Raw genomic sequence first — 23,320 nt, 5'->3', positions numbered from 1 at the left:
GCGGCCGATCTCACTGGAACACCACCCGATATCGGCCACCCTCCAGCAGCCTCGTGTAGCCCAGGGTGACCCCACTGGTGATCAACAGGATGATGACCGACATGGCCCCGCCGAAGGGCCAGTTCAGGAGCAGCAGGTTCTGCTGGTAGATCAGCGCCGACATGACCTTGATCTGCGAGCCGCCCAGGATGGCCGGGGTCACGAAGGCGCTGGTGCTGAGCGCGAAGACGATGACGGTGCCGGCCAGCACACCGGGCAGACTGAGCGGCAGGGTGATGCGCCAGAAGGCCCGCCGCGGGCTGGCCCCGAGGTTGCGCGCCGCCCGCTCCAGACTCGGGTCGATGCGCTCCAGCGACGCCGTGATCGAGAGGATCATGAAGGGAAGGAAGACGTGCACGAGCCCCACGACGACCGCTCCTTCGGTGAAGAGCAATCTCTGCGGCTCGTCGATCAGGTGCAGCCACTGGAGGAGTGCGTTGATCAGGCCATTGGGCCCGAGGATCACGAGCCAGCCAAAGGTGCGAACGATGACGCTGATGAGGAGCGGCGACGCGACCACGAGGGTCAGGTACGCCCGCCGGCGTCCCTCCGTCCGCGCCAGCTGGTACGCCACCGGGTAGCCCACCGCAACGCACACCACCGCGACGATGACCGCCAGCCGCAAGGTGCGGGCAAGCACGCCCAGGTAGAAGGGATCCGTCAGGAAGGTCGTGTAGTTGGCGACCGTGAGACGTGGGATGATGCCGACGTTCGGGCGAAACTCGAGGAAGCTCTGGGCCAGCAGGTTGAGCATCGGCGAGACGAGCAAGGCCAGGAACAGGAACAGGGCCGGCCCGACCAGCGCCCAGTGCCGGTATTCGAGCGGCGGGCGCCGCCTCCGTCTCGCCGAAGCCGGATGGAGCACGCTCCCGACGGTGACGCCCCCGCTCATCTCGTACCGTCCTCCACCACCAGCGCTCGTTCGGCGGGCCAGTTGACGAAGACCCGTTCACCAGGTGTCGGCTGGATCGCCCCTTCCGCCTTGGACCACACCTGGACCGTCATGTCGCCGAAGGCGAGCGAGAGCTGGATGGTGGCGCCAAGGTAGGTGACCTGCCGGACCGTGGCGGGGAAGCAGTTCTGGGCCGGCGTCGGTTCCGAGGTCACGTCGATACTCTCCGGTCTGACCACGACCGTGACCTGATCCCCCGTCTCGCTCCCGGAGGGCCGGCCGACGGCGAGTCGCAGCCCCGACGCGGTCTCCACGACGCCGCCGCCCTCGTCTCGCCGCCGAACCGTCCCCCGAAACAGATTCGCCTGGCCGAGGAACCGGGCCACGAAGACGGTACGGGGCGAACCGTAGACTTCGGAAGGGGTCCCCACTTGCTCCACCTTGCCGAAGTTCACGACGGCCAGGCGGTCGGCGATGACCAGCGCCTCCTCCTGATCGTGAGTCACGAAGATCGTCGTGATCCCCACCGCCTTCTGGATCGCGCGGATCTCGAAGCGCATTTCCTGCCGCAGGCCGGCGTCCAGGTTGCTGAGCGGTTCGTCGAAGAGGAGCACGCTCGGCCTGATGACCAGCGCCCGCGCCAGGGCCACCCGTTGTTGCTGCCCGCCCGACAACTGCTTCGGGTACCGTTTCTCCATGCCTGTGAGATGGACGAGCTCCAGCGCCTCGGCCACGCGCGAGCGGGTCTCGCCGCGAGCCACCCCGCGCATCTCCAGCCCGAAGGCCACATTCGCGGCCACTGACATGTGTGGGAACAGGGCGTAGTTCTGAAAGACCATCCCGATGTTGCGCTGGTGGGCCGGCACTCGCTCCACCGATGTGCCGTCGATCAGGATCGAGCCGGCGTCGGGATCGAGGAACCCCGCGATGAGGTTCAGCGTCGTCGTCTTGCCGCAGCCGGAGGGCCCGAGCAGCGCCATGCACTCGCCGGACGCCATGTCGAGACACAGCCCGTCGACCGCCGCGACAGACCCGTAGAGCTTCGTGACATCCCGTAGTTCGATGCTCGACACGCTAGCTCGAAGCCCCCTGCAAGGCCGCAACCACGCCCACGGGGCCGGTGGCCAGAGCAGCCGGCATCACGAATCGGCCTGCCCGGCCGGCACGCGGTAGCCACGGGCTTCGTCGGCGGCAGCGGCCGCCGGGTCCCGAAGGGCCGGGTCGCCGTAGCCCGCGCCCCCCGCCGTCCACATCTCGACGAAATCGCCGGGCGCCAGGGGCGTGGTCCCGTTGGTATTCGCGGGCTCGCCGTTCACCAGGAACCGGGCGAGGGAGCCAGGCCCACCGCCGTCCAGTCCTCGCGCCGGGTACCGGACCCGCTGCGCGAGGATGGAGAGCAGCCCTGCCCGGCCCCGAAAGGTGAAGGCGAAGTACTGGCCCAGGCCACCGCGGAACGTGCCGGCGCCGCCCGAGCCGGCGGCGAACCCCTTGGCGGCGATGAGCACTGGAACGGTCAATTCGAGGATTTCCGTGGGCGTGTTCCTTGTGTTGGTCGGGTAGGCGACGCATGAAAGACCGTCCCAGCTCGGCCCCGCGCCCATCCCGCTGTGGAGCGGGATCACCGAGACGAAGCGCCGTCCGTCGTCCTGCTCGCCGCTCACGACCGCGATCGGGCGAGGTGTCCCGCTTTCGGCGGGAGCGGTCGGAACGGCGGGGGCCAGCGCTTGATTGATCGTGTCGACGACGCACTGCCCGACGAGGCCTCTCGAGCTGGTCGCCGCGGGATGCCGGCAGTTCAGGATGGAACCCTCGGGCACCACCAGCGTGATCGGTGCGAAGGCGCCCTCGTGGTTGGGGAGGTCGGGGTTGAGCAGGCACTTCAGCGCGTAATACGCGTAGGCGGCCGTGTAGCCGAATGTTGAGTTGATCGCCGCGGGAACCTGCGGTGACGTCCCGGTGAAGTCCAGGGTGAGGCCATCGCCGGCCACCGTCACCGCCAGCTCGATGACGAACTCGGAGCCGATCCCTTCGCCCTCCCGCCTCGCCTCGTATCTGCCGTCAGGCAGGCGGCGCAGCGCCGCCCGCATGGCCTGCTCGCAGCGCCGGGCGATCTCCGTCGAGATGGGTTCGAAACGCTCGAGGTTCAAGTCGGCCATGATCTGCGTCAACCGCGTCTCGGCCACCCGCACGGCGTTGAGCATGCTGTTCAGGTCGCCGATGACCTGATCGGGCAGCCGCACGTTGGCGCGCAAGATGTCCACGACGGCCTGATTCACGCGTCCCTGCTCGGCCAAGAGGCAGATCGGGACTCGCAGCCCCTCGTGGTAGATCTCCGGGCTGTCCGCTGCCCAGACGCGGCCGCCGATGTCGGGCATGTGGGCGACGACGCAGATGAACGCCACCAGGTGGCCGCCGCGAAACACCGGGCTCGCGATGTTGACGTCGGGCAGGTGGCCGGTCCCCAGCCACGGATCGTTGGTGATCAGCATGTCGCCGGGCCGCCATGCCGAAGCCGGCAGGTGGTCCAGAAAGGCGCGCATCGTCAGCGGCATCGTCCCGCAGAATGCCGGGATGCTGACCGCCGATTGGCTCAAAGACCGGCCGGTTGCGTCGAAAAGGGTGCAGGTCAGGTCGCTGCTCTCGCGGACGATCGTCGAGAACGCCGTCCGCTTGATCGCCGTCGCCGCCTCGTCGACCACCGAGCCCAGCCGGGCCAGGGCAGTCTCCAGGGAGCCGTACGTGCCGCGCTCGACAATCACCCTCGCCTCCTCATCACCAGGCTCAGGTCTCCCAGCACAGACGCCGTGAAGTCGGGTGGGACCACCACGGTGCACTCCTCCTCCTCGACGATCGCCGGGCCGGTCAACCGGTCCCCCGGGCGCGTGCGGTAATGGTCGTACACCGGCGTCTCGACGTACCCGTGGCGGGCGTCGAAGAGGCAGGCGCGCATCCCCTTCAGCGCGCCCTGGCCGTCCTCGCCGAACGCCCGTGGCGAGACGCGCGGGAGGCTGGCGAGCGGAGACCGTGCGACCCGGACTCGCCACGTCACGCCCTCGATCGGAATAGCCAGACCGACTTGCCGTCCAAAGCGGCGTTCGTAGCACTCCCTGAAGCCGGCCAGGAGCGCCTCGCCGGACGTGGGGGTGAGCCGATCGGGCGGGAGATCGACGGTCACTTCGTAGCCCTGGCCAACGTACCGGGCGTCGACCACCCGCTCGACGACCACATCGCGCGAGTAGACGCCGCTCGCGGTCAGCCGCGCGAGCGCGGCCCCACGCATCCCCTCCAGGAGCGCGTTGAGACCGGTCCAGTCGAGGCGGTCGAGCCGTTGGATCCACGAGCGGCTCACTTCGCCGATCTGACGTGACGCCATCAGCCCGAGCGCCGATGCCACGCCCGCCCCCAGGGGGCACACCACGGTGTCGATCCCGAGACGCGTTGCCACCTCACAGGCGTGCACCGGGCCGGCGCCGCCGAAGGCGACCAGCGTCATCACCGCCGGGTCGAGACCGCGCTCGACGGCGTGCAACCGGGCGGCGGCGGCCATGTGCTCGTCCACGACGGACCGGATCGCGGCGGCCGCCTCCGGCACCGACAGGTCCAGCGGCCGGCAGATCCATTCGCGAATGGACTGCTCGGCAGCCTTCACGTCCAGCCGCATATTCCCGCCCAGGAAGTAGTCGGGGCTGAGGTGGCCCAGAATCAGGTCGGCATCGGTGACCGTCGGCAGCGTGCCCTCGAGACCGTAGCACGCAGGGCCCGGCTGCGACCCCGCGCTGCGCGGCCCCACCCGGAGCAGGCCGAGTGAATCGAGCCAGGCGATGCTGCCGCCGCCGGCTCCGATCTCGATCAGGTCGACGCTGGGCAGCTTGATCGGGATGCCGCTGCCCGGCTTGAAACGCTCCTGCCGGGCCACCTCCAGCTCCGGTTCGACGATCGGGGTTCCTCCCCTGATCACGGACGCCTTCGCCGTGGTGCCACCCATGTCGAGCGAGAGGACCGTGCCGGCATAGATCCCGACGCTCGCTGCGAAGCAGGCCGCGAACACGGCCCCGGCGGCCGGCCCGGACTCGACGAGGCGGACCGGGAAGCGCTCGGCCTCCTCGACGGGCACGACACCACCGGCCGACGACATGACGAAGACGTCTTGCTGATAGCCTTCGGCGCGCAGCGCTCCCACCAGAGCCTCGAGGTAGGAGCGAACGATCGGCCGCAGATAGGCATTGACGACCACGACGACGGTCCGCTCGTATTCGCGGATCTCCGGGAGCACGTCGGAAGACAGGGTCACATCGAGGTCGGGATAGTGGCCGGCGGCAATCTCTCGAACGCGCTGCTCGTGAGCAGGGTTCACGTAGGAGTGGAGCAGGCAGACCCCCACGCCCCGGCAACCCGCTTCCACCAACTGTGCGAGCCGCTGCTCGATGTCGGTGTCGTCGACGTCCTCGACTGCCGTCCCGTGGACGTCGATGCGCCCCCGAACGCCCAGCCGGAGCTCCCGCGGAATGAGCGGCGGCGCGACGCTGAGGTTCAGCTGGTAGATGTCGTAGCGGTCCTCGTGAGCCATTTCGAGCGTGTCCCGGAAGTTGCGATTGGTGATCAGGCCGATACGAGGCCCGGATCGCTCGATGATGGCGTTGGTCGCGAGAGTGGTGGCGTGAAGGAACACGTCGCAATCGGCGAGGGCGATACCGGACTCCGCGAGGGCCTTCCGCACCCCGCGCATGACTCCCTCGGCCGGCTGGCGCGCATCCGTCAAGACCTTGGCGCGCGTCACCTCGTCCGCCGGCCGCCGCAGTACCACATCCGTGAACGTGCCGCCGATGTCAACTGCGATGCTCGGTCGCGGCGGGCCATCACAGGTGGTGCTCACAGGCGCCTCTCCTCCCCTTCACCAAAGGCAGCCTGTGACCTTGGCTGGGACGGTGGGTGAAGCTCACTGCATCGAGCGGGACACCACCACCTACGGGATCTCCAGATCCACCAGCGGGCCGTACTGCTGCCCGCCGTAGATATCGGTGTCCTTGAGGTCGCCCTCGAAGACGGGCCGCGGGATGGTCACCTTGATCGCCAGCCCGGCGCTGTACGGGATCAAATGGACGTCGGCCGGCCGCGTGTTGTACAGCCGAGAGAACAGCTCCACGGTCAGGGCCCCGGAACCGAGCACGCGCTCGTACGTGGCCCGGTCCTGGAACATGATGTCAAAGGTGAGCTGGAAGGGCCCGGCGTTCTTGCTGCGGATGAGCTGGGCCAGTTCGCCGAGTCTCGGCATGCGCGGGTCCCTCTAGAGCTGGACGTGCTCAATGGGGAACATCTCACACGGATCGTCCGGGAATACCAGGTGGTTCATGTTGAACCGGTAGACGGCGCCGCGCTCGATCTCCTGGGGCGCGTGGGGAAAGGCGAGGCCGGTGATCAGGCCGGTCCACTGAGGGATCGGGTTGTGGACGGCAATGTGGGCCGTGCTGGCGGCGATGCCCGTGGCGTGCTCCTGGGTGCTCGCAGTCACCTCGATGATGAGGCACAGCTCGTGGCCGCGGACCTCCCGGACCGGCTCCAGGGCGCCCATCACACCATTCTTGCCGTAGACGCGGAAATGGATGCTGTAGCTGCTCGACGAGGAGCCGGCGAGAAACTCGTTGGCGCGGCGCTCTGCCCTCTCCCGGACCTCGGCCAGCCAGTCGTCGATCTGGGCAATGATCAGTGGGTCGCGAACGCCTGCCACGACGATGGTCTGGTACCCGACCTTCTCGGCCCCCTCCAGCTTGACGGTATACTGGTCGCCCTGCACGAACCGGCTCCCGCTCACCTTCACTGCGCGGTCGCTCACCGCCTCATAGGTGGCGTCGGACGTGTCGAGGTGCCCCGACGGTTCGTGAAGGATGTAGGGGCTCCCGTTCTCGTACAGCGTGTGCGCGGCCACGCTCACCGGGGAGCAGACCATCGTCGGGTTGACCGGCTCGAGGACGAAGTGGTCGCTCCGGATCCAGGCGATCATCCCGTCCGGCGCCGAACGTCGGACAACCGCCGCCGCCCCGCATTCGAGGATCTTGGCGGCGTGCCAGACAAGGCCGGGCGGGAACCCCTTCGTCATCGGGATGGCCGCATAGATGGACGTATCGCTGGAGCGGCCGGCGAGCACCACATCAGCCCCACCGTCCAGCGCCTTGACGAAGGGCTCAGAGCCCATCATGCCGACGATGTGCTCGCTGCGGTCGATCACCGCCTCGGTGAGTTCGGGCGCCGGCTCGAGGGGCCTGATGCGACCTTCGCGGAGCCGTCGCTTCAGGTAGCTGCGGTCCTGCTCTGCATGAATGAGCGCCAGGCGGAAGTGCAGTCCTTCCTCGCGGGCGATCTCGGCGACGATGTCGGACAGCCAGGCCAGATTCGGGTCCGCCCCGGCGGTCCCGGCGGAACCGACCAGGAGCGGGATGCCGTACCGGCGTGCCGCCAGGACCATGAGCCGGAGGTCTCGCTTGCAGGCCGGGCGGGAAAACTGACACTTGCCCGTCCCCAGCTTGTCGGGACCGCTGTCGGTCGAGCCAGCGTCACAGCCGATGAAATGAGGGTCAAACTTCTCGAAGGCCTGCCAGAAGGACACCTCCGAGAAACCGGTGCCCAGCATGCCCGTCGGAGCCAGGACGCGAATCTCGACCACTGTTGCACCTCTCCGCTACCTGGCGAACTCCCTGTTCCAGCGCTCGACCCACTTCCCGAAGTTGGCCCCGATGACGTCGTAGTCGAAGTTCACGAGCCTGGAGACCTTGTCCTCACCGTAGATCACCCGCGCGGCCACCTTCGGGTCGAGCCTGAGCGTCTTGGAAACGGGTCCGAGCGCCATGTCGCGGGCAACGATGAGCTGCATCTCGTCAGTCAGGACCCAGTTGACGAACTCCAGGCCCAGGTTGGGGTGCGGTGCGCCCTTGATGACCTCGAGCTGCAAGCCCGTGGCCGGGATTCCCTCCTTCGGATAGCCCGCTTCGACGGGGACGCCGGCGCCCTTGAGCAGGAGGACGCGGGCCAGCTGATTCGGCACGAGCCATGCCGACTTCTGCTGGAGCATTTCGTCGACCTGGGACGGCGAGCTCACGATGCCGACGACGTCCTTGAGGTGGGACTTGAGGAGGTTGAAGCCGGGGTCGACGTTCTTCTCGGAGCCGCCGGCGAGCTTGTTGATCATCAAGAAGGAGACCAGACCCTGGAGCGTTGTCAGGTCCATCCAGAGGACGCGGCCCTTGACCTCTGGAACCCAGAAGTCGCTCCACGAGGTGGGGGCCGGGATGTTCCTCTCCTTGTAGATCTGCGCGTTGTACTCCATGACGGCGGCGCCAACGCTCCACCACACCCCGACGTTGTTCTTGTACCTGGCGAAGTCATACAGGTTGGCCAGGTTGGGAACCTGGCTGGCGTCGAACTTCTCGAAGACGCCCATCGCGACGCCCTGCTGATGGGTCTGGTCGGTGGCCCACAGCACGTCGGTCTGGGGCCGGTGCCGTTCGGCGACGATCTTCGCGAAGGCGGGGGTCGAGTCGTTCGTCACGTAGGTGACCTTGCAGTTGAACTTCTTCTCGAAGGGGGGGATCACGCTCCTCTTCCAAACGTCCCCGAGGGAGCCGCCGCGCCCCGAGAACACCAGCTCCTTCTCGAGCTGCCTGCCAGCGGCCCAACCGCGGGAGGGCGCCGTGGCACCCACTGCCAGAGCAATCTTCAGAAACTCACGTCTGCTCTTCATCTGATCTCCCTTCCCCCTCTGAGGTTGCGACCCCAGCCTCTTATACCATTCACGACCGCCGTGTCAACTGAGCCCATCGACTCAGAAGACATCTCGGTCACGGACCCCTGCGATGATGCGGGTGGTTGACGGGGACGGCGAGCAGAGGTACGGTCGACGGGTGCTCAAACGATGTGAAGGCGAGGGTGCGAGCACCGTCGCCTCGGTACCCGGAGAGATGGGAGAGGTCGACACCGTGGACACGAAACAGGCGCGGCTTTCTCTCGGGAGCATTGAGAGCCTGCGACCGAAGGTGTCGCTGGAGCCGGCCTATGTCAGGGCCTGGCTGGAACACCTGGGAGGCAAGACGGTAGTATTCTTCAACAACGGCAAGATGAGTCCCGAGTACGTCGTGTACAGGGACTTCTATCCGGTCGTGGCCGACCTGTTCCAGACGCTCCAGGTCACGTGTCACCTCGTCACGCGGCACATGCTCTCCGAATACGATGAGGCCATAGAAGGACAACTGCTTGGTGAGATCCGGAGTCACAGGCCCGATGGCGTTGTTGTCGGGATCGGCGACGCGGGCGCCACGTACAGAACCTGTCTCCTCACCAGGCGGCTGATCAAAGAGGGTCTTCCGTGCGTCATGGTGTGCAACGACCTGGGAATTCGCCTCGCGCAGACGATGGCCTCGCGATCAATGCCAAACCTGCCGATCGTGCGCATACCGGCTCGATCGGCCCGGCTCACGGCTGACGTCTTGCGCGCCCTGAGCTCCGAGATCGCGGACCGGCTCCGGACGGGTCCCAGTCCGGCCGAGACGACGGGAGAGCGCGATTGGGCCCGTTACCAGCAGTTGACCGTGGAGGGAGAGCTGCACGCCGCGGACGGTGACGGCGGGGTCACATTTCGTCCAACCTCCACGCGGAGCGACTTCAGTGAAGCGCTGCTCGATCTGCTCTCCGAGGATCGGTTGGGTGATGGTTTACCCGTGGTGGTCCCCACCGTGGAGAAGGTATCTCGAATGCTGGGGGGTTCGCCCGAGCCACCCGAGACCATCGTCGCTCCAAGCGTCGGCCCGGTCTTCGCGAACGTCACGGTCAAAGACATCGCGGTCAACGCGGTGCTGGCCGGATGCACGCCCGACTGTTTTCCCATCGTGCTGGCTGCCTTCAAGGCGATGGCCCAGGAGCGCTACGCACTCTCATGGGCGTCCATCACCACCCATCCTTCGGGGAACATGGTCCTGGTGAGCGGCCCCCTCGCCGACGAGGTGGGCGTCGCCTCGGGCATGGCATGCCTGGGGCCCGGCTTCAGGTCGAACGCGACCATAGGGCGCGCCATCTCCTTGACGGTGATCAACACCGTGGGGGCTGTTCCCGGGAAGGGAACTCTCTCCGTGCTGGGATCCCCTGCCCAGTACTCCTACTGCTTCGCGGAAAACATCGCCGAGTCACCGTGGCCGGGCCTCCACGAGGACCTGTGCGACAAGGATTCCACCATTGTCGTCGCCCATCGCGTGGAAGGCCCGCGGAACGTTCTCGAGCATCTGGCGAAGGAGCCCGAGCTCATCCTCGAAACGGTCGCTCGCTCGGCGACCTCCCCGGGCTCGAACAACGCCTACTTTCCGGCCGAGCTGATCGTGATCCTGAATCCCGAGCACGCCTGGCTCATCGCGGACCGTGGTTGGCCGAAGGCCGACGTGCAGCGATACCTGTACGAGAAGATCCGAAACAAGAAACAGGACCTTCTCGGCCGCGGCGTGCTGGCGTCGCGTCCGAAATGGATGTCAGCCCTGGCCGACATCCCCGTTGTCGAACGACCCGAGGACATCTGGGTCGTCGTCGCCGGCGGATGGGGGCCCCAGTCGATGGTGGCAGTCCCGTGGGGCTGGAGCCGGCTCTGCTGGGAACGGGTGACGGCACCAGCTTCCGGCCGAGTGCGGTAGCCCCGTCCGCGGCGAGCCTTGACGATGCCATCACGCACCGACGGGACCGCGCGGCTCCATGGTGGGCGGGCCCAGAATTCTTCGTCGAACGCGAGAGAAGGGGGAGGTCATTGGACAAGAGCAAGATCTACGTGGGCAGCCTGAATTCCCTGGACACGGTCCGGCAAGGGGAACAGCTGGTCGACACCATCGAGTTGGTGGAGATCACGCTGCGGGAGGAGGTCGTGTTCGACGCTCGGCTGACCCTGAGCCAAAAGGCCCAGCTTGCCAAAGCCCTCGACGACCTGGGGGTGCCGACACTCCAGCTGCACGCGCAAGGCTGCAAGGAGGTCATCAGTGCGTGCCGGGACGCGGGCGTGAGGGCGAGGATGGAGGTCGAGTGCCGTCCGTACCACCCCTATGGATATGCAAACTGGAAGGAGGAGATCCGCGTGGCGGTCGGGAGTGGCGCCGATCTCGTTCACCCCTCGATCACCACTCCGCGGAAATGGATCCTCGGCGAGCCTGCCATGTCGGTCGAAGGCATCAAGCAACGCGCGCTGGACGCGGTGAAGCTCGCCTTCGACCTGGGCGCCCCGAAAGTGACCCTTGGGTTCACCGATGCCCCTCGCACAGACCTCGGGTTCCTCATCGAGACCGGCAGGATGGCCGGCGAAGCCGGGGCATCGACGCTGGTACTCAATGACACGGTGGGCGTCGCCAAGCCCTCCCTCATGCGCTTCCTGGTCCAGAAAGTGACCCGTGAGACCGGCGTCAAGGTTCGTGTTCACTGCCACAACGACTTTGGCCTCGGGACGGCGAACACGCTCGCGGCCCTCGATGCTGGAGCCGGCGGGGCCGAAGTCGCGGTGAACGGCTCAGATCCCGCCAGATCCGGGATTGCGCCCCTTGCCGAGATCGTGATGGCGCTCATGTGTCTGTACGAAAAAGACCTCGGGTACGCCACGGAAAAGCTGACCGAGGTGTCCCGCCTGTTTTCGAAGTGCACCGGAATGCCAATCGACGAGCAGAAGCCGATCGTGGCAGACAGGAACTGGATGTACAAGCGAGACCACATCATGCGGACCATTGTCCTCGACGAGAGCATCCAGTTCCCCTACAGCCCCGGCCTGATTGGCCAGTCGTTCCAGATCGACCTCGGTCGAGGGGTCGGAGCCGTTGGCGTCGGGACGAAGCTTCGACAGCTGGGTCTTGACGTACCAGAAGCCATGGTGGCCCGCCTGGTGGACCAGGTGAATGAGGCCGCGGTCGAGAAGAAGCGCCGCCTGACGGACGCTGAGTTCAGGGCGCTTGCCGAGCAACTGCGGCGGAGTCTCTGAACCGAGGCGCGTGGGAGGGCGACGACATGAGAGGCCTCGCAACGGAACTGATGCGCGGGGCGGTGGATCTCCACACGCACGGCCAGCCCGAAGTTGGGCTCGACATCCCAAAGCGGCTGGACGACTGGGAGTGGGCGGCGTGCGCACGCGATCTGGGTATGCGCGCCATCGTCCTCAAGTCCCACCTGTGGCCCACGATGGTTCCAGCCTTCCACTTGCGGCATATGGTCCCTGACATCCTCGTACTGGGCAGCATCACGTTGAATTCGGTTGTCGGGGGAGTGGACCCGTGGGTCGTCGAGGCGGCGGCGCGCCTCGGAGCCAGGCTCGTGTTCATGCCCACGTGGAGCGCGGCGCACGACTTGCGGCGAGAGGCGGCCAGCAAGTCCATGAAGGGGTGGTTTCCGCGCCTGGAGGGGTTGACGCCGGACAAGGGTATCTCTGTGGTCGACACCGACGGCCGTCTTCTCCCGTGTGCCAGAGAGGTGCTCGCCGTCGCCCACGCTCACAAGCTCGCGCTGTCCACGTCCCACCTCTCCCCCGTGGAGAGCATCGCACTGGCGGAAGAGGCGGCCCGGATCGGGTTCCGAAGGCTGGTGTTCGGCCATCCTCATTCCGGTTCTGTCGGCGCCAGCGATGAGCAGATCCTGCGGATGGCGGAACTCGGCGCCACCATCGAGCTGTGCTTTCTCAGTCTGCTTCCATTCCAGAGGCTTGAACCACAGAGACTCCTGCGACTGATCCGGGACCTGAGCCCGGAGAAGTGCGTGCTGACGACCGACTACTTTCGGGAATGGTGTCCCTCAGCGCCCGAGATGCTGCGCATGTTCATCGGGATCCTCCTGCAGCTGGGGATCGGCGCGGATGCCATCCGCACCATGGTTCAGGTCAACCCGAGCAGGCTGCTGGGGCTGGACGAGGCGGGATGAGGCGCGATGTGACCGGGCAGCCCGAGTGGGCTCCCGCAGTGAAGCCCTGGGCCACGATCGAAGCACGGAGGTCCATCCGATGAAGATTCGTTGCCTGCCACAGCTGAGTATTCCCGCAACGGTCCTCCTGATCGCCGCCCTCGTCAGCGTCACCGGCGGCGACGCTGCCGCGCCCGCGACTGCGTCGGCACAGTCGTCCGGAACCTCCGCGGGAGCGGCCGGCGCCCGGGAGACGGCACTGGCGGCGATGACCCCGATCAAGGTCGCGATCGGGGGCGGGCTCAAGGCCGGCTCGCACTACTGGGACACGATGGTCGCCGAGACGCAGGGCTTCTTCGCAAAGAACAATCTGCGGCCCGAGTTCATCGATGCGCTGGGTGGTCCGGACACCGTTCAGGCGGTCGTTGCAGGGTCGGCGGATTTCGGTGTCGCCGCGACCGACTCGATGATCCGGGGAGTCAACAAGGGCGCGCCGATCGCGATGATCGCAGGGGGCGCCTATCCCGCGCTCGCCCTCGTCACCGCACCAACCATCGACACGTACGACAAGCTTCGCGGCAAGCGAATCGCGGTGGTGAGCGTCACGGCCGGCTCCACTCTGTTCCTCATCGAGTTGCTCCGGGCCCACGGGCTCGGCGAGAGGGACTTCGAATTCGTCCTGTCCGGCAATACGCCGACGCGTCTGGCCGCGATCACCGCCGGCGCGGTGCAAGGCACGGTGCTCTCGCCGCCCGAAGACCTCACCGCGCAGAAGGCCGGGTTCAGGGTGCTCGGCTACGTCAACGAAGCGGCCCGGTTCGTGTTCATCAGCCACATGGTGAGCAAGTCCTTCGCCGCGAAGAACCGCGCGGCCACCGTCGCCTACGCCAGAGCGATCCGCGATGCGAACCGCTTCCTGCTCGACCCGGCCAACAGGGCGGCTTCCGTGTCCGTGCTCACGAAGTACACGAAGACGCCCCAGGACAGGGCCGAGGCCACGTACGACACGGTCGTCGGCAAGCTGAAGGGCTTCGTGAAAGACGCAGCCCTGACGCCCGAGGACCTTGCTGGCATGCTCAGGGTCATCGAACGCACAGACAAGATCACGGGCCTCAGGCCCGAGACGTTCATCGACCCGTCATACCTCCGGGAGGCCGGCCAGCGGTGACGACAGCCCTGCGGGTGGCTGTGCCGTGGGGTTGCCGTACGGTACGCTCCTTCGGCGCCTCGCTACCGGGCGGCCCCGAGCTTCGTGGCCTCCGTGACCTCGACGAGGACGCCGCTCCGCACATCGTAGATGTGGCCGTAGATCGGGATGCGGCCGGGAACCAGCGGATGGCTGCGCAGCCGGCGGACGTCGGCGATCACGCTCTGCGCCTGGTCCCCGATCGTGAGCCAGTCGATGAACTCGCCCTCCGTGGAGCCCCCGCCCTGTCCCGTGTCGTGCCAGCCGTTCGCGTCCACCCGGGCGGTGTCGAGGCTCCGGGCGAGCAGGTCACGCATGACGTGATCGGTGAAGGTCTCCATTCCGCAGTCCGTGTGGTGGATGACGAACCACTCGCTCGTTCCGAGCAGCTTGTGCGAGATCACGAGCGACCGCACGGCATCGTCGCTCGCCCGCCCGCCGGCGTTACGAATGACGTGCGCGTCGCCCTCCGCCAGGCCGGCGTACTTCGCCGGGTCGAGCCGGGCGTCCATGCAGGTGAGGATCGCGAAGCGGCGCGCCGGCGGCATCGGCAGTCGTCCCTTGTCGCCGAAGCTCCGGGCGTACGCGGCGTTCGCCTCGAGCACGTCGTCGAGCACCCTGCTCATGGCACCGCCCTCCCGTGCTCGCGGCCGGGCTGTGGCGTGAGACGCAGATACGGCTTGAGCGCGCGCCAGCCGTTCGGGAACCTCGCCCGCGCCTCCTCGTCGCCCACGGCGGGCACGATGATGACATCTTCGCCCTGCCGCCAGTTCACCGGCGTCGCCACCTTGTGCGCATCCGTGAGCTGGAGCGAGTCGATGACGCGCAGGATCTCGTCGAAGTTGCGGCCGGTGGTCTGCGGATAGGTGATCGTCAGCCGGATCTTCTTCTTGGGGTCGATCACGAAGACCGTACGCACGGTGTAGACCTCGTCGTGTGCGGGATGGATCATCCCGTACAGGTCCGCCACCTCGCGTGCCGGGTCGGCAATGATCGGGAAGTTCGGCGCGTACCCCTGCGTCTCCTTGATGTCGGCCGCCCAGCCCCTGTGCGAGTCCACGGGATCGATCGAGAGGCCGATCGCCTTCACGTTGCGGCGGTCGAGCTCCGGCTTGAGGCGCGCGACGTAGCCGAGCTCCGTCGTGCACACGGGCGTGAAGTCGCGGGGGTGCGAGAACAGGATCGCCCAGCGGTCACCGATCCACTCGTGGAAGCGGATCGGTCCTTCGGTGGAGTCGGCCGTGAAGTCGGGTGCGGTGTCTCCAAGTCTCAGTGCCATGACGCTCTCCTTTCGATGTAGTCCGCGAAGAGCGGGAAGGGGTCGAACCCCAGCACGCTGGCCGCGTTGGCGACGAAGTTCGAGGTGGCGTTGACGTCGTAGAAATAGACCTGCCCGTCGGCGCGTCCCACGAGGTACTCCACGCCGCCGATATCGATGGACGCCGCACGCGTGAGCGCGAGCACCTGATCGATCACCGTCGGCGGGGCATCGTAGCGCGTCACGGTGAGCCCCGGCTTCGCCTCGACCGGGCACGTCCCGAGATCGGAAGCGGGGGGCTCGTCGGGACCCTGGCAGATGTCGGCGGGGCACAGATTGAAGTCGGCCGCAGCCCGCACGATCCGGATCGCATAGAGATAGCGGCCGTCCATCACCTCCACCCGGACGATGGCGCCGGCCTCCGGCTCGATGTACTCCTGGAGCAGGGCGGTGCCGTCGGGCCCGAGGTCGACCGCGTCGGCGCGCGCCTCGAGCTCGGCGCGTGAGTCGAAGCGCTCGATCAGCGCGCCGGACCCGCCGACGTTGGGCTTGGCGAGGAGCGGGAAGCGCAGGCCCTCGCTCACCTTGCGCATCTGGTCGCGATGGTTCACGACGACCGCGCGTGGATAGCGGAGGCCGAGGCGCTCGAAGAGCCCCACCTGGAGCGCCTTGGACTTCTCGAAGCGCCAGGCCGCCACGGGATTGATGACGGGCACGCCGATCGCCTCGTAATGGCTCAAGAGCGCCTCGGCGTAGAAGAGGACGCCGCCGTGCCCCCGCCGGTGGGAGGACGGGCTCGTGCGGTTCACGATGACCGCGTATCGCCGGCTCCGATCCTGGGGGTCGAAGGCGTGGTTCGAGTGGTCGATCTTCTCGAAGGGGAGCCGGCGGTGCTGGAGCTCGGCGAGCAGCCGGGACGACCACTCCGGGTGCTCGTCGAGAATGCCGATCGGTGTGGAACGCTCGATACGCATGACTCTGCTCCGGTGGCGACGTCGCTCCCTGAGACGACAAGCCGGGAGGCGGGCGCGCCCGACGCCCATCCTCCCGGCTTGTGTCTTTCGGCTTCGACTGTCGCCTTTGCGGGGACCGCCTCACCCGACGTAACGCAAGGGCACCTCCACCCAGGCCTTGCAGTGCGCGCACTTCGCGTCGACCCGTCCGGTCGAGTCGATCTTGAGAATCGCGTTGTGAATGACGACACCGTCCGGATGCCTCACGACGACCTTCGCCCGGCACACCGGGCAGCGTCGCGTCGGCCCGTCTGGTTGCTCAGCGACCTGCCGAAGGTCCATCACCATGGAATATACCATTGCCGATCGGTTTTTGTAGGAGTTTCTATATATACGTTAAAAGACGACTACATACGTCCATGGCCGATGCTTGGATAGTGGGCGGATCAGGTGCCTGCCGCGTCCGGGCGGATGATCACGGAGTACGATGAGCTCGATGTGACAGGCCGACCCCGCGTTCACTGGAGCGGGATCGACCGAGCAAACGGGAGAGGAGTCCTCTCATGACCAGAAAGAGCACGTCGCGTCGACATTTCCTGAGAGTCACCGCCGCAGTGCCGGGCGTGCTGGCGCTTGGCGGGGCGCTGGCGTCGATGGCCCGGGCGCAGCCGCTCAGACCGACTCCGGCCTGCGGTGAGGGCACAGGCCCCACACCCAGGCAGACGGCCGGGCCGTTCTTCAAGCCGCACTCGCCACGGCGGACATCGTTTCTGGAGCCCGGTGTCACCGGAAGGAGGATCGTCGTATCCGGGCGGGTCCTGTCCACCGACTGCAAGCCCGTCCCGGGCGCGCTGATCGACTTCTGGCACGCGGACGACCGCGGCGACTATGACAATGCCGGCTACCGGCTGCGCGGTCACCAGCTCACCGACGACCAGGGCCGTTACCGGCTCGACACGATCGTGCCCGGGGCCTATCCCGGCCGCACGCGCCACTTCCACGTGAAGGTCCAGGCGCCGAACCGTCCAGTCCTCACGACCCAGCTCTACCTTCCCGGCGAGCCGAGCAACCAGCGGGACCCGATCTTCGACAAGGATCTCGTGGTGAAGCTCCAGGACGGGCCCGAAAGCAAGCTTGCGACGTTCGACTTCGTGCTGGACCTCACCGGGCGAGTCCGCTCCGGGCGCCAGATCTTCCCGCTTCGCCAGGTGCGCGGTCATCGTTCCGATACGCACCGCGGCGGCCAGGGCATCGCCTAGGCAGCCGGAGGCGGAGGCCTAGCGGGGGGGCGGGGGCGGAGGCGGCCCGGGGGGCGGCGGCGGCGTGCCCGGAGGCACCGCGGCCGGAGGTGCCGGCGGGGGCGGCGGCGGGGGCGCTGCCGGCTGCTGCACGCGCGACCCGCGGGCGACCGGGACCTGATGGCCCTTGGCGTACATGCACTGGATGTAGCTCTGATCGTAACGGCGCTGCACCGAGCCGCCATAGGCCTCGGCACGGCCGGCGCCGACCGCGGTTCCCCCGAGCAAGCCGACCCCGGCCCCGGCGGCCGCTCCCACGCCCGGGTTGCCGGCCGCCGCCCCGAGGGCGGCGCCCGCGGCGGCACCCACCACCGTCCCGATGGCGGCCCCCGCCAGGGTGCTTTGCGTGGAGGCCTTCTCGGCGGTGGTCCCGGTCTGCTGGGAGGCCCACTGGCGGCACACCGCATCATCCGTCTGGAACTGGTCGAAGTTCTTGCTGGTGCCCGGCAAGACCATGACGCTCGGGCCGCTCGGAATGGTGGCGCAGCCGGTCACGAGCAGCAACCCGACAAGCATCGCGGGCGCAGCAGGGCGCACGAGGGACCCGGTCATCACCGCGGCCGCTCCGGGACCTTCACCCATTCCTCCGGACAGCCCGGCGCAGTGGGATAGTAGGCCTTGGCGCTCGGGCAGTAGTACCAGTACGCGGGAGGCGCCGGGGGAGCTGCCGGCGGCGCCGGCTGCTGTTCCACGTACACGGGCGGCTGTTCGACCACCACGGTGGGCGGCGGATAGACGTAGGTCGGGTAGGCGTAGTACGGCGGCGGGTACCACCAGTACGGGTGCGGAGCCCAGTAGGGACCTACGCCGATGAAGACGCCCCCACGCCAGCGACCGTGTGCGTCGCCGGGTGTGACGGTCAACGCCAGGACTCCAACCACCAGGAGCAGGACCAGCAGTACCTTCTTCATGGGTCCACCACCGCCTTGGACGAGCGTCGACCCCACATCATTTACACCTATTCCAGAATATTCCCCCGGAGCTCATGGCGCCATCTGGCGTCAACGGACGAGCCGGTCAAGGGTCCTGGCTGCAGGGGGGGAAGCCGCGAGGCGCCTGCATGCGGAAGAGGCACCCGGCGCCGCGTGCCGCCGAGACGGGCAGCGCCGGCCATGCCGCCGCGCAAGTCCCCGTCGCCCCTGCACCCCGGCCGGGACCTTCCTCGGCACGCCCCTTGCCGGCCCACGACGCCGCGGCGCGCCACCTCCGGCGCCGGCGCGGATAGGCGCCGGCCGCGGACGGGGCTATACTGGGCGCGATGGTTCAGATCCGCCTGTCGCGGGACCTCGGGGAGCGGACTCGCACGGGCTGCGCGCCGATGACCGTGGACGAGTTCCTCGCGCGCTTCCCCGAGGTGCCGGGTGACCTCCGGGACGCGCCCATCCTGGCCGAATACGTGACGGCCTTCGGCCCGCTCCTGCGCGTGGCCCAGAAGCCGTCGCCCTGCATAGGCAGCGGCGGCGACGCCCCGCACATCTTCTACACCCGCCTGGTCAACGACATGGCCATCTACGGGATCGGCCTGGCGAAGCGGGACCGGACGCTGGCCCGGCTGCGGGCCACCCTCGACCGGTACCGTGAGCAGCCGGCCACGTTCGCCTGCACCCTCGTGCCCCGCCGGGGTCCGGGCACACCGCCCGCCGGCTGCCGCTGACGGTACCCCCTCGGCTGTGGCCGTGACAGACGCTCGCCGGATCGTCGCGCTGCTCGCCTTCTCGGCCGGGGCCTACGCGGTCGCCATACGGCCCCGCATCCTTCGGTGGGGCGCCTCGGACGAGGAGGTGCGGGCGCCGTATCCGGGTGCAGACCTGGTTCCCGGCGGCCAGCGCGGCGCGACGATGGCCGTGACGATCAACGCTCCACCGTCACGTGTGTGGCCGTGGCTCGTACAGATGGGCTGCGATCGGGCCGGCTGGTACAGCTGGGATCGGCTCGACAACGGTCGCGTCCCGAGCGCCGAGCGGATCCACCCCGAGTGGCAGGACTTGGCGGTGGGGGGCCGCCTGGCGTCAACGCCGAGCGGCAGCACCTGGTTCGAAGTCGCAGCGCTCGACCCGGAGCGCTTTCTTGGGTTGCGAGCGCCGATCAACCTGCGAGGCGGGCGCCCCTTCGACACTGCGGGGCCGCGGCCGCCCTTCTACATCGACGCCCTGTGGGGCTTCCAGCTGAAAGAATTGCCCGAGAGGCGTACGCGGCTCGTGGTCAGCGGCTACGCCTCCGCTCGTCCGCGGCTCCTGCAGTTGATCGCGGACCTGCTCTTCTGGGAGCCCGCGCACTGGATCATGCAGACGCGCCAGCTCGCGAACCTGAAGCGGCGCGCCGAGCGCGAGGTGTTCGAGCCCTCGGGGGAGCCGACGGCCCGCCCGGGCCGGCCCCAGCTGCCCCCGCAGCCCTTCCGTAGCCCCCTCCCCGACTGATCGACGAGCCGGACCCGACCCGCGTCGGTTCACCGCTTCCTGCCAGCGGGCGTGGGCGCAGGGATCGCTGCCCGCCTCTTGAGGCTGGGGACTTTGGGTCACGAAAACCCTGCAAACAGCTGATTGTCGTCAGTTGCGCATTGTGAGACTCAATAGCGCACCGTGAAACCCATTAACCCGCGGACCGTCCGTGCAGTCGATCGGGCGATCGACATCCTCGTCACGCTCGGGGACCGGGACTTCAGGCTCGTCGAGCTCTCCGAGCGCTTGCATCTCCACAAGGCGACCGTCAGCCGGCTCCTGGAGACGATGGGCCGCGCCGGGATGGTGACGCGGACCGGCAGCGGCGGCTACTCCGTGGGCGCGCGGATGGTGTTGCTGGCCGGCCAGCTCCTCCGCCGCCACCGCCACATCGCCGAGGCCCTTCGCGATCCGCTCCACCGGATCTGGAAGCAGACGGCGGAAACCGTCGCCCTCCACGTCCGTGTCGGCCTGGAGCGGTTGTGTGTCGCCGAGCTCGAGACCCTGCAGCCGATCGGCTACCGGGCCGGCATCGGCACGCGCGCACCCCTGCACGTCGGCGCGCCGAGCAAGGTCCTGCTCGCCTTCATCCCCGAGCCGGAACAGACCAGCGTGCTGGAGGGGCTCGCGCGGAAAGCGGCGGAGGACGGCGTCGAGCTCTCCCTCGTCCGGCTGCGCGAAGAGCTCGACCGGATCCGGTCCGATGGCTACGCAACGTCGTTCGGGGAGTACATCTCGGGCGCCTTCGCGGTGAGCGTGCCGGTGTCCGACGTCAGCGGGTCCGTCGTCGCGGCCCTCAGCGTTCACGGGCCGGAGTCGCGCTTCACCCGCGAGGTCATGGCGCAGTACGCGTCGCTCATCGTGCGCGAGATCCGTCCCCTCGCCGTCTCGCTCCCGCTCAGCGAGGGCGACGGAGGCGCTCTGCGACGCAAGACCCCGCCGCTCGCCGTGCCAACAACCCCGGCGGAGGAGTGACAACCGTGGCGACGATCGGCGACGGCCAGGGCAACCCGTGTGTCGTGGGATGCGACATCGGCGGCACCTTCACCGACATCGTCGTGTGGGACCCCGGTGGCTCGGGCCTCCGGGTCTTCAAGCTCCTCACGACCCCTCAGGACCCCTCGGAAGGCTTCCTGCGTGGCGTGGACGAGCTGGTCTCGGCGATTCCACGGCTCCCGGCCAGGACCGCCGTGCTCCTGCACGCCACGACCCTCGCGTGCAACGCGATCATCGAGCGGAAGGGCAGCCGCACCGCGCTCCTGACGACCGCCGGATTCCGCGACATCCTCGAGATCGCTCGCGAGCGACGCTATGACATGCACGACATCTTCATCACCTACCCGAAGCCCCTGGTCCCCCGGCGGTGGCGGATCGAGGTGCGCGAGCGGATCCTCAGTGACGGCGAGATCCACGTCCCCCTCGCGGCGGAGAGCCTTGACGAGGCGATCGAGAAGCTCGGCGCGGAGAACATCGCGTCGGTCGCGATCTCGTTCCTGCACTCGTATACGAACCCGACCCACGAGCAGCTTGCCGCCGACGTGCTCCGGGCGGCGCTCCCTGACGTCGCCCTGACCGTGTCCAGCCAGCTCCTGCCCGAGATCGGCGAGTACGAGCGGACGTCGACCGCGGTCGCGAACGCCTACGTCAAGCCGCTGATGGCGGCCTACCTGGGAAAGGTCGAGGAACGACTGCGGCAGCGCGGGTTCGGGGGCCGCCTCTACATCGTCCTCTCGAACGGCGGGCTGACCTCGAGCGCTCTGGCTGCCGAGTATCCCATCAGGGTGGCGGAGTCGGGGCCGGCGGCGGGCGCGATGGGTGCCGAGGTGCTGGCGCGGCGCCTGGGCCTGGACCGCGTCCTCTCGTTCGACATGGGCGGCACCACGGCCAAGGCCTGCCTCGTCCACGACGGCCGGCTCTCACGCGCACACGAGTTCGAGATCGCGCGAGAGGCGAGGTTCAAGAAGGGCAGCGGCATCGCCCTTCGGGTCCCCGTCGTCGACCTGCTGGAGATCGGCGCCGGCGGCGGCTCCATCGCGTCCCGGAACGCGATCGGAATGCTCGGCGTCGGGCCCGAGAGCGCGGGGGCAGATCCCGGTCCGGCGTGCTACGGGCGCGGGGGGACGGCGCCGACGGTGACCGACGCCGACCTCGTCCTCGGGTACCTCAGCCCCGCGAGCTTCCTCGGCGGTCGGATGGCGCTCGACGTGGATGCGGCGAGGACGGCGATCGAGACGTCGATCGCCACCCCGCTCGGCCTCGCGACCCCGGGCGCCGCCTGGGCGATGCACGACCTTGTGAACGAGAACATGGCCGCCGCCGCTCGCGTTCACTTCGCCGAGAAGGCGGAAGAGCCCGCCGCCTACACCCTGGTGGCGTTCGGCGGCGCAGGCCCGGTCCACGCCGCCGGCCTCGCGTGGAAGCTGGGAATCCGACACGTCATCGTCCCCGTCTCGCCCGGGCTCTTCTCCGCGCTGTCGTTCCTGACGGCGCCGATGATCTACGAGGCCGTTCGCACCTACAAGGTCCCGCTGTCCGAGCTCGATGCCGTGACCCTCGAGAAGCTCATCGCCAACCTCCTCGAGGAGGCGATGCACTTCCTCGAGGTCCGCGACTTGCCCCAGACCGACTGGGACGTGAGCCTGGACATGCGCTACGTGGGTCAAGGATACGACGTGTCGGTTCCCCTGAACGGCGCTCAGCCCGCCCGCGCCGATATCGCCGGGGCATTCGACCGTGTGTACGAGCGGCTCTACGGGCGCATCCTCGTCGGCGTCGAGCGGGAGATCATCAACGTCCGGCTGGCGGCGCGGCGTCCCCTCGTCGGTCTCGACACGGCGGCGCTGGAGGGCCAGCGCCCGCGCGGCGCCGATCGGGAGGCGGTTCGTCGCCCCGCCTACGATCCGCTGAGCCACGCATTCGTGCCGTTCCGCGTCGCGAAGCGCCACGCGCTCGGTCCCGGGACCCAGCTCGACGCCCCGTGCATCGTCGAGGAGGAGGAGTCGACGACCGTCCTCCCCTACCCCGGGCACATCAGCGTCGACCGGCACGGCAACCTCCACCTCCACTTCGCAGGAGCCGGACGATGAAGGCGGATGCGCTCGACCTCGAGGTCTTCTGGCGCCGGCTGTCCGGCATCGCGGACGAGGTCGCCGCCGCCCTCGTCCGGACGTCGTTCTCCATGATCGTGCGCGATGCCCACGATTACTCCTGCGCGATCTGCGATCCGTGTGGCGACATGCTGGTCCAGGCCTCCCACGGCAATCCCAGTCACATCGGCGCGCTGCACTCCACCCTCAAGAACGTGCTCAGAGTGTATCCGGGCGCGTCGCTCCGCCCCGGCGATGTGCTCGTCACGAACGACCCGTGG

22 protein-coding genes are annotated in these 23,320 nt (G+C 68.1%); 10 read left to right on the top strand and 12 right to left on the bottom strand.

All coding sequences use genetic code 11. From position 1 onward, the window contains the following. Positions 1-10: 10 nt before the first annotated feature. The 7 genes from HYV93_15365 to HYV93_15335 all read right to left on the bottom strand — a co-directional run bounded on the left by HYV93_15365 (position 11) and on the right by HYV93_15335 (position 8,663). Positions 11-931 (bottom strand): ABC transporter permease, encoded by a 921-nt coding sequence (locus HYV93_15365; GenBank protein ID MBI2527352.1) that lies wholly within the window; start codon positions 929-931, stop codon positions 11-13. Continuing rightward, positions 928-1,929, bottom strand: coding sequence for an ABC transporter ATP-binding protein (locus tag HYV93_15360; protein ID MBI2527351.1), 1,002 nt, complete (start codon positions 1,927-1,929; stop codon positions 928-930). The genes HYV93_15365 and HYV93_15360 overlap by 4 nt, the downstream gene beginning before the upstream one ends. Before the next feature lie 141 nt (positions 1,930-2,070). After that, positions 2,071-3,690, bottom strand: coding sequence for a hydantoinase B/oxoprolinase family protein (locus HYV93_15355; protein ID MBI2527350.1), 1,620 nt, complete (start codon positions 3,688-3,690; stop codon positions 2,071-2,073). Beyond that, positions 3,687-5,804, bottom strand: coding sequence for a hydantoinase/oxoprolinase family protein (locus tag HYV93_15350; GenBank protein ID MBI2527349.1), 2,118 nt, complete (start codon positions 5,802-5,804; stop codon positions 3,687-3,689). Before HYV93_15350 ends, HYV93_15355 begins: the two co-directional genes overlap by 4 nt. A 90-nt stretch (positions 5,805-5,894) precedes the next feature. After that, positions 5,895-6,203: a DUF4387 domain-containing protein gene (locus HYV93_15345; GenBank protein ID MBI2527348.1), complete on the bottom strand. Its 309-nt coding sequence runs from the start codon at positions 6,201-6,203 to the stop codon at positions 5,895-5,897. 12 nt (positions 6,204-6,215) lie between these two features. After that, entirely contained in the window at positions 6,216-7,589 is a 1,374-nt protein-coding gene (locus tag HYV93_15340) for an acyclic terpene utilization AtuA family protein (protein MBI2527347.1), read from the bottom strand. Between the two features lie 15 nt (positions 7,590-7,604). Continuing rightward, on the bottom strand, positions 7,605-8,663 hold the full coding sequence (locus HYV93_15335; GenBank protein MBI2527346.1) for an extracellular solute-binding protein: 1,059 nt from the start codon (positions 8,661-8,663) through the stop codon (positions 7,605-7,607). 217 nt (positions 8,664-8,880) lie between these two features. On the opposite strand from HYV93_15335, the gene HYV93_15330 reads away from it, so the two are divergent. The 4 genes from HYV93_15330 to HYV93_15315 all read left to right on the top strand — a co-directional run bounded on the left by HYV93_15330 (position 8,881) and on the right by HYV93_15315 (position 13,988). Further along, positions 8,881-10,593: a hypothetical protein gene (locus HYV93_15330; protein ID MBI2527345.1), complete on the top strand. Its 1,713-nt coding sequence runs from the start codon at positions 8,881-8,883 to the stop codon at positions 10,591-10,593. A 110-nt stretch (positions 10,594-10,703) separates the two neighbouring features. Continuing rightward, positions 10,704-11,912: a hypothetical protein gene (locus tag HYV93_15325; GenBank protein MBI2527344.1), complete on the top strand. Its 1,209-nt coding sequence runs from the start codon at positions 10,704-10,706 to the stop codon at positions 11,910-11,912. Positions 11,913-11,938: 26 nt separating this feature from the next. Beyond that, positions 11,939-12,841 (top strand): hypothetical protein, encoded by a 903-nt coding sequence (locus HYV93_15320; GenBank protein ID MBI2527343.1) that lies wholly within the window; start codon positions 11,939-11,941, stop codon positions 12,839-12,841. Positions 12,842-13,151: 310 nt separating this feature from the next. After that, the gene (locus HYV93_15315; GenBank protein MBI2527342.1) at positions 13,152-13,988 is read left to right on the top strand and encodes an ABC transporter substrate-binding protein; all 837 of its coding nucleotides are present in this window, start codon (positions 13,152-13,154) and stop codon (positions 13,986-13,988) included. A gap of 62 nt (positions 13,989-14,050) precedes the next feature. Here the strand turns inward: HYV93_15315 and HYV93_15310 are convergent, their stop codons facing one another. The 3 genes from HYV93_15310 to HYV93_15300 are packed head-to-tail and all read right to left on the bottom strand — an operon-like array spanning position 14,051 to position 16,238. Continuing rightward, a complete protein-coding gene (locus HYV93_15310; GenBank protein MBI2527341.1) occupies positions 14,051-14,632 on the bottom strand; it encodes a carbonic anhydrase in 582 nt (193 codons plus the stop codon). After that, positions 14,629-15,285, bottom strand: a complete 657-nt coding sequence (locus tag HYV93_15305; GenBank protein ID MBI2527340.1) for a peroxiredoxin — start codon at positions 15,283-15,285, stop codon at positions 14,629-14,631. Before HYV93_15305 ends, HYV93_15310 begins: the two co-directional genes overlap by 4 nt. After that, on the bottom strand, positions 15,276-16,238 hold the full coding sequence (locus HYV93_15300) for a hypothetical protein (protein MBI2527339.1): 963 nt from the start codon (positions 16,236-16,238) through the stop codon (positions 15,276-15,278). The genes HYV93_15305 and HYV93_15300 overlap by 10 nt, the downstream gene beginning before the upstream one ends. A 542-nt stretch (positions 16,239-16,780) precedes the next feature. Between HYV93_15300 and HYV93_15295 the strand changes: the two genes are divergently transcribed. After that, positions 16,781-17,476 (top strand): intradiol ring-cleavage dioxygenase, encoded by a 696-nt coding sequence (locus tag HYV93_15295; protein ID MBI2527338.1) that lies wholly within the window; start codon positions 16,781-16,783, stop codon positions 17,474-17,476. 18 nt (positions 17,477-17,494) lie between these two features. Here the strand turns inward: HYV93_15295 and HYV93_15290 are convergent, their stop codons facing one another. Both HYV93_15290 and HYV93_15285 read right to left on the bottom strand, forming a co-directional pair. Next, the gene (locus HYV93_15290; GenBank protein MBI2527337.1) at positions 17,495-18,031 is read right to left on the bottom strand and encodes a glycine zipper family protein; all 537 of its coding nucleotides are present in this window, start codon (positions 18,029-18,031) and stop codon (positions 17,495-17,497) included. 35 nt (positions 18,032-18,066) lie between these two features. Then, positions 18,067-18,426 carry a hypothetical protein gene (locus HYV93_15285; protein MBI2527336.1) on the bottom strand — a complete coding sequence of 120 codons (360 nt, stop codon included), beginning with the start codon at positions 18,424-18,426 and terminating at the stop codon, positions 18,067-18,069. A 347-nt stretch (positions 18,427-18,773) separates the two neighbouring features. Here HYV93_15285 and HYV93_15280 point away from each other — a divergent pair, with 347 nt between their 5' ends. The 5 genes from HYV93_15280 to HYV93_15260 all read left to right on the top strand — a co-directional run. Beyond that, positions 18,774-19,169 carry a hypothetical protein gene (locus tag HYV93_15280; GenBank protein ID MBI2527335.1) on the top strand — a complete coding sequence of 132 codons (396 nt, stop codon included), beginning with the start codon at positions 18,774-18,776 and terminating at the stop codon, positions 19,167-19,169. A gap of 22 nt (positions 19,170-19,191) precedes the next feature. Continuing rightward, complete coding sequence (locus tag HYV93_15275) at positions 19,192-19,932, top strand: hypothetical protein (protein ID MBI2527334.1); 741 nt, start codon at positions 19,192-19,194, stop codon at positions 19,930-19,932. A gap of 162 nt (positions 19,933-20,094) precedes the next feature. After that, positions 20,095-20,928, top strand: coding sequence for an IclR family transcriptional regulator (locus tag HYV93_15270; GenBank protein ID MBI2527333.1), 834 nt, complete (start codon positions 20,095-20,097; stop codon positions 20,926-20,928). Positions 20,929-20,933: 5 nt separating this feature from the next. Next, the gene (locus HYV93_15265; GenBank protein MBI2527332.1) at positions 20,934-23,039 is read left to right on the top strand and encodes a hydantoinase/oxoprolinase family protein; all 2,106 of its coding nucleotides are present in this window, start codon (positions 20,934-20,936) and stop codon (positions 23,037-23,039) included. Then, a partial coding sequence (locus tag HYV93_15260) for a hydantoinase B/oxoprolinase family protein (protein ID MBI2527331.1) occupies positions 23,036-23,320 on the top strand: 285 nt, incomplete at its 3' end. The genes HYV93_15265 and HYV93_15260, both read left to right, overlap by 4 nt.

It is taken from the genome of Candidatus Rokuibacteriota bacterium (assembly GCA_016188005.1).
Lineage (GTDB): Bacteria > Methylomirabilota > Methylomirabilia > Rokubacteriales > CSP1-6 > UBA12499.
Note: the sequence above shows the minus strand (reverse complement) of the source record. Positions and strands in the feature narration are given on the sequence as shown.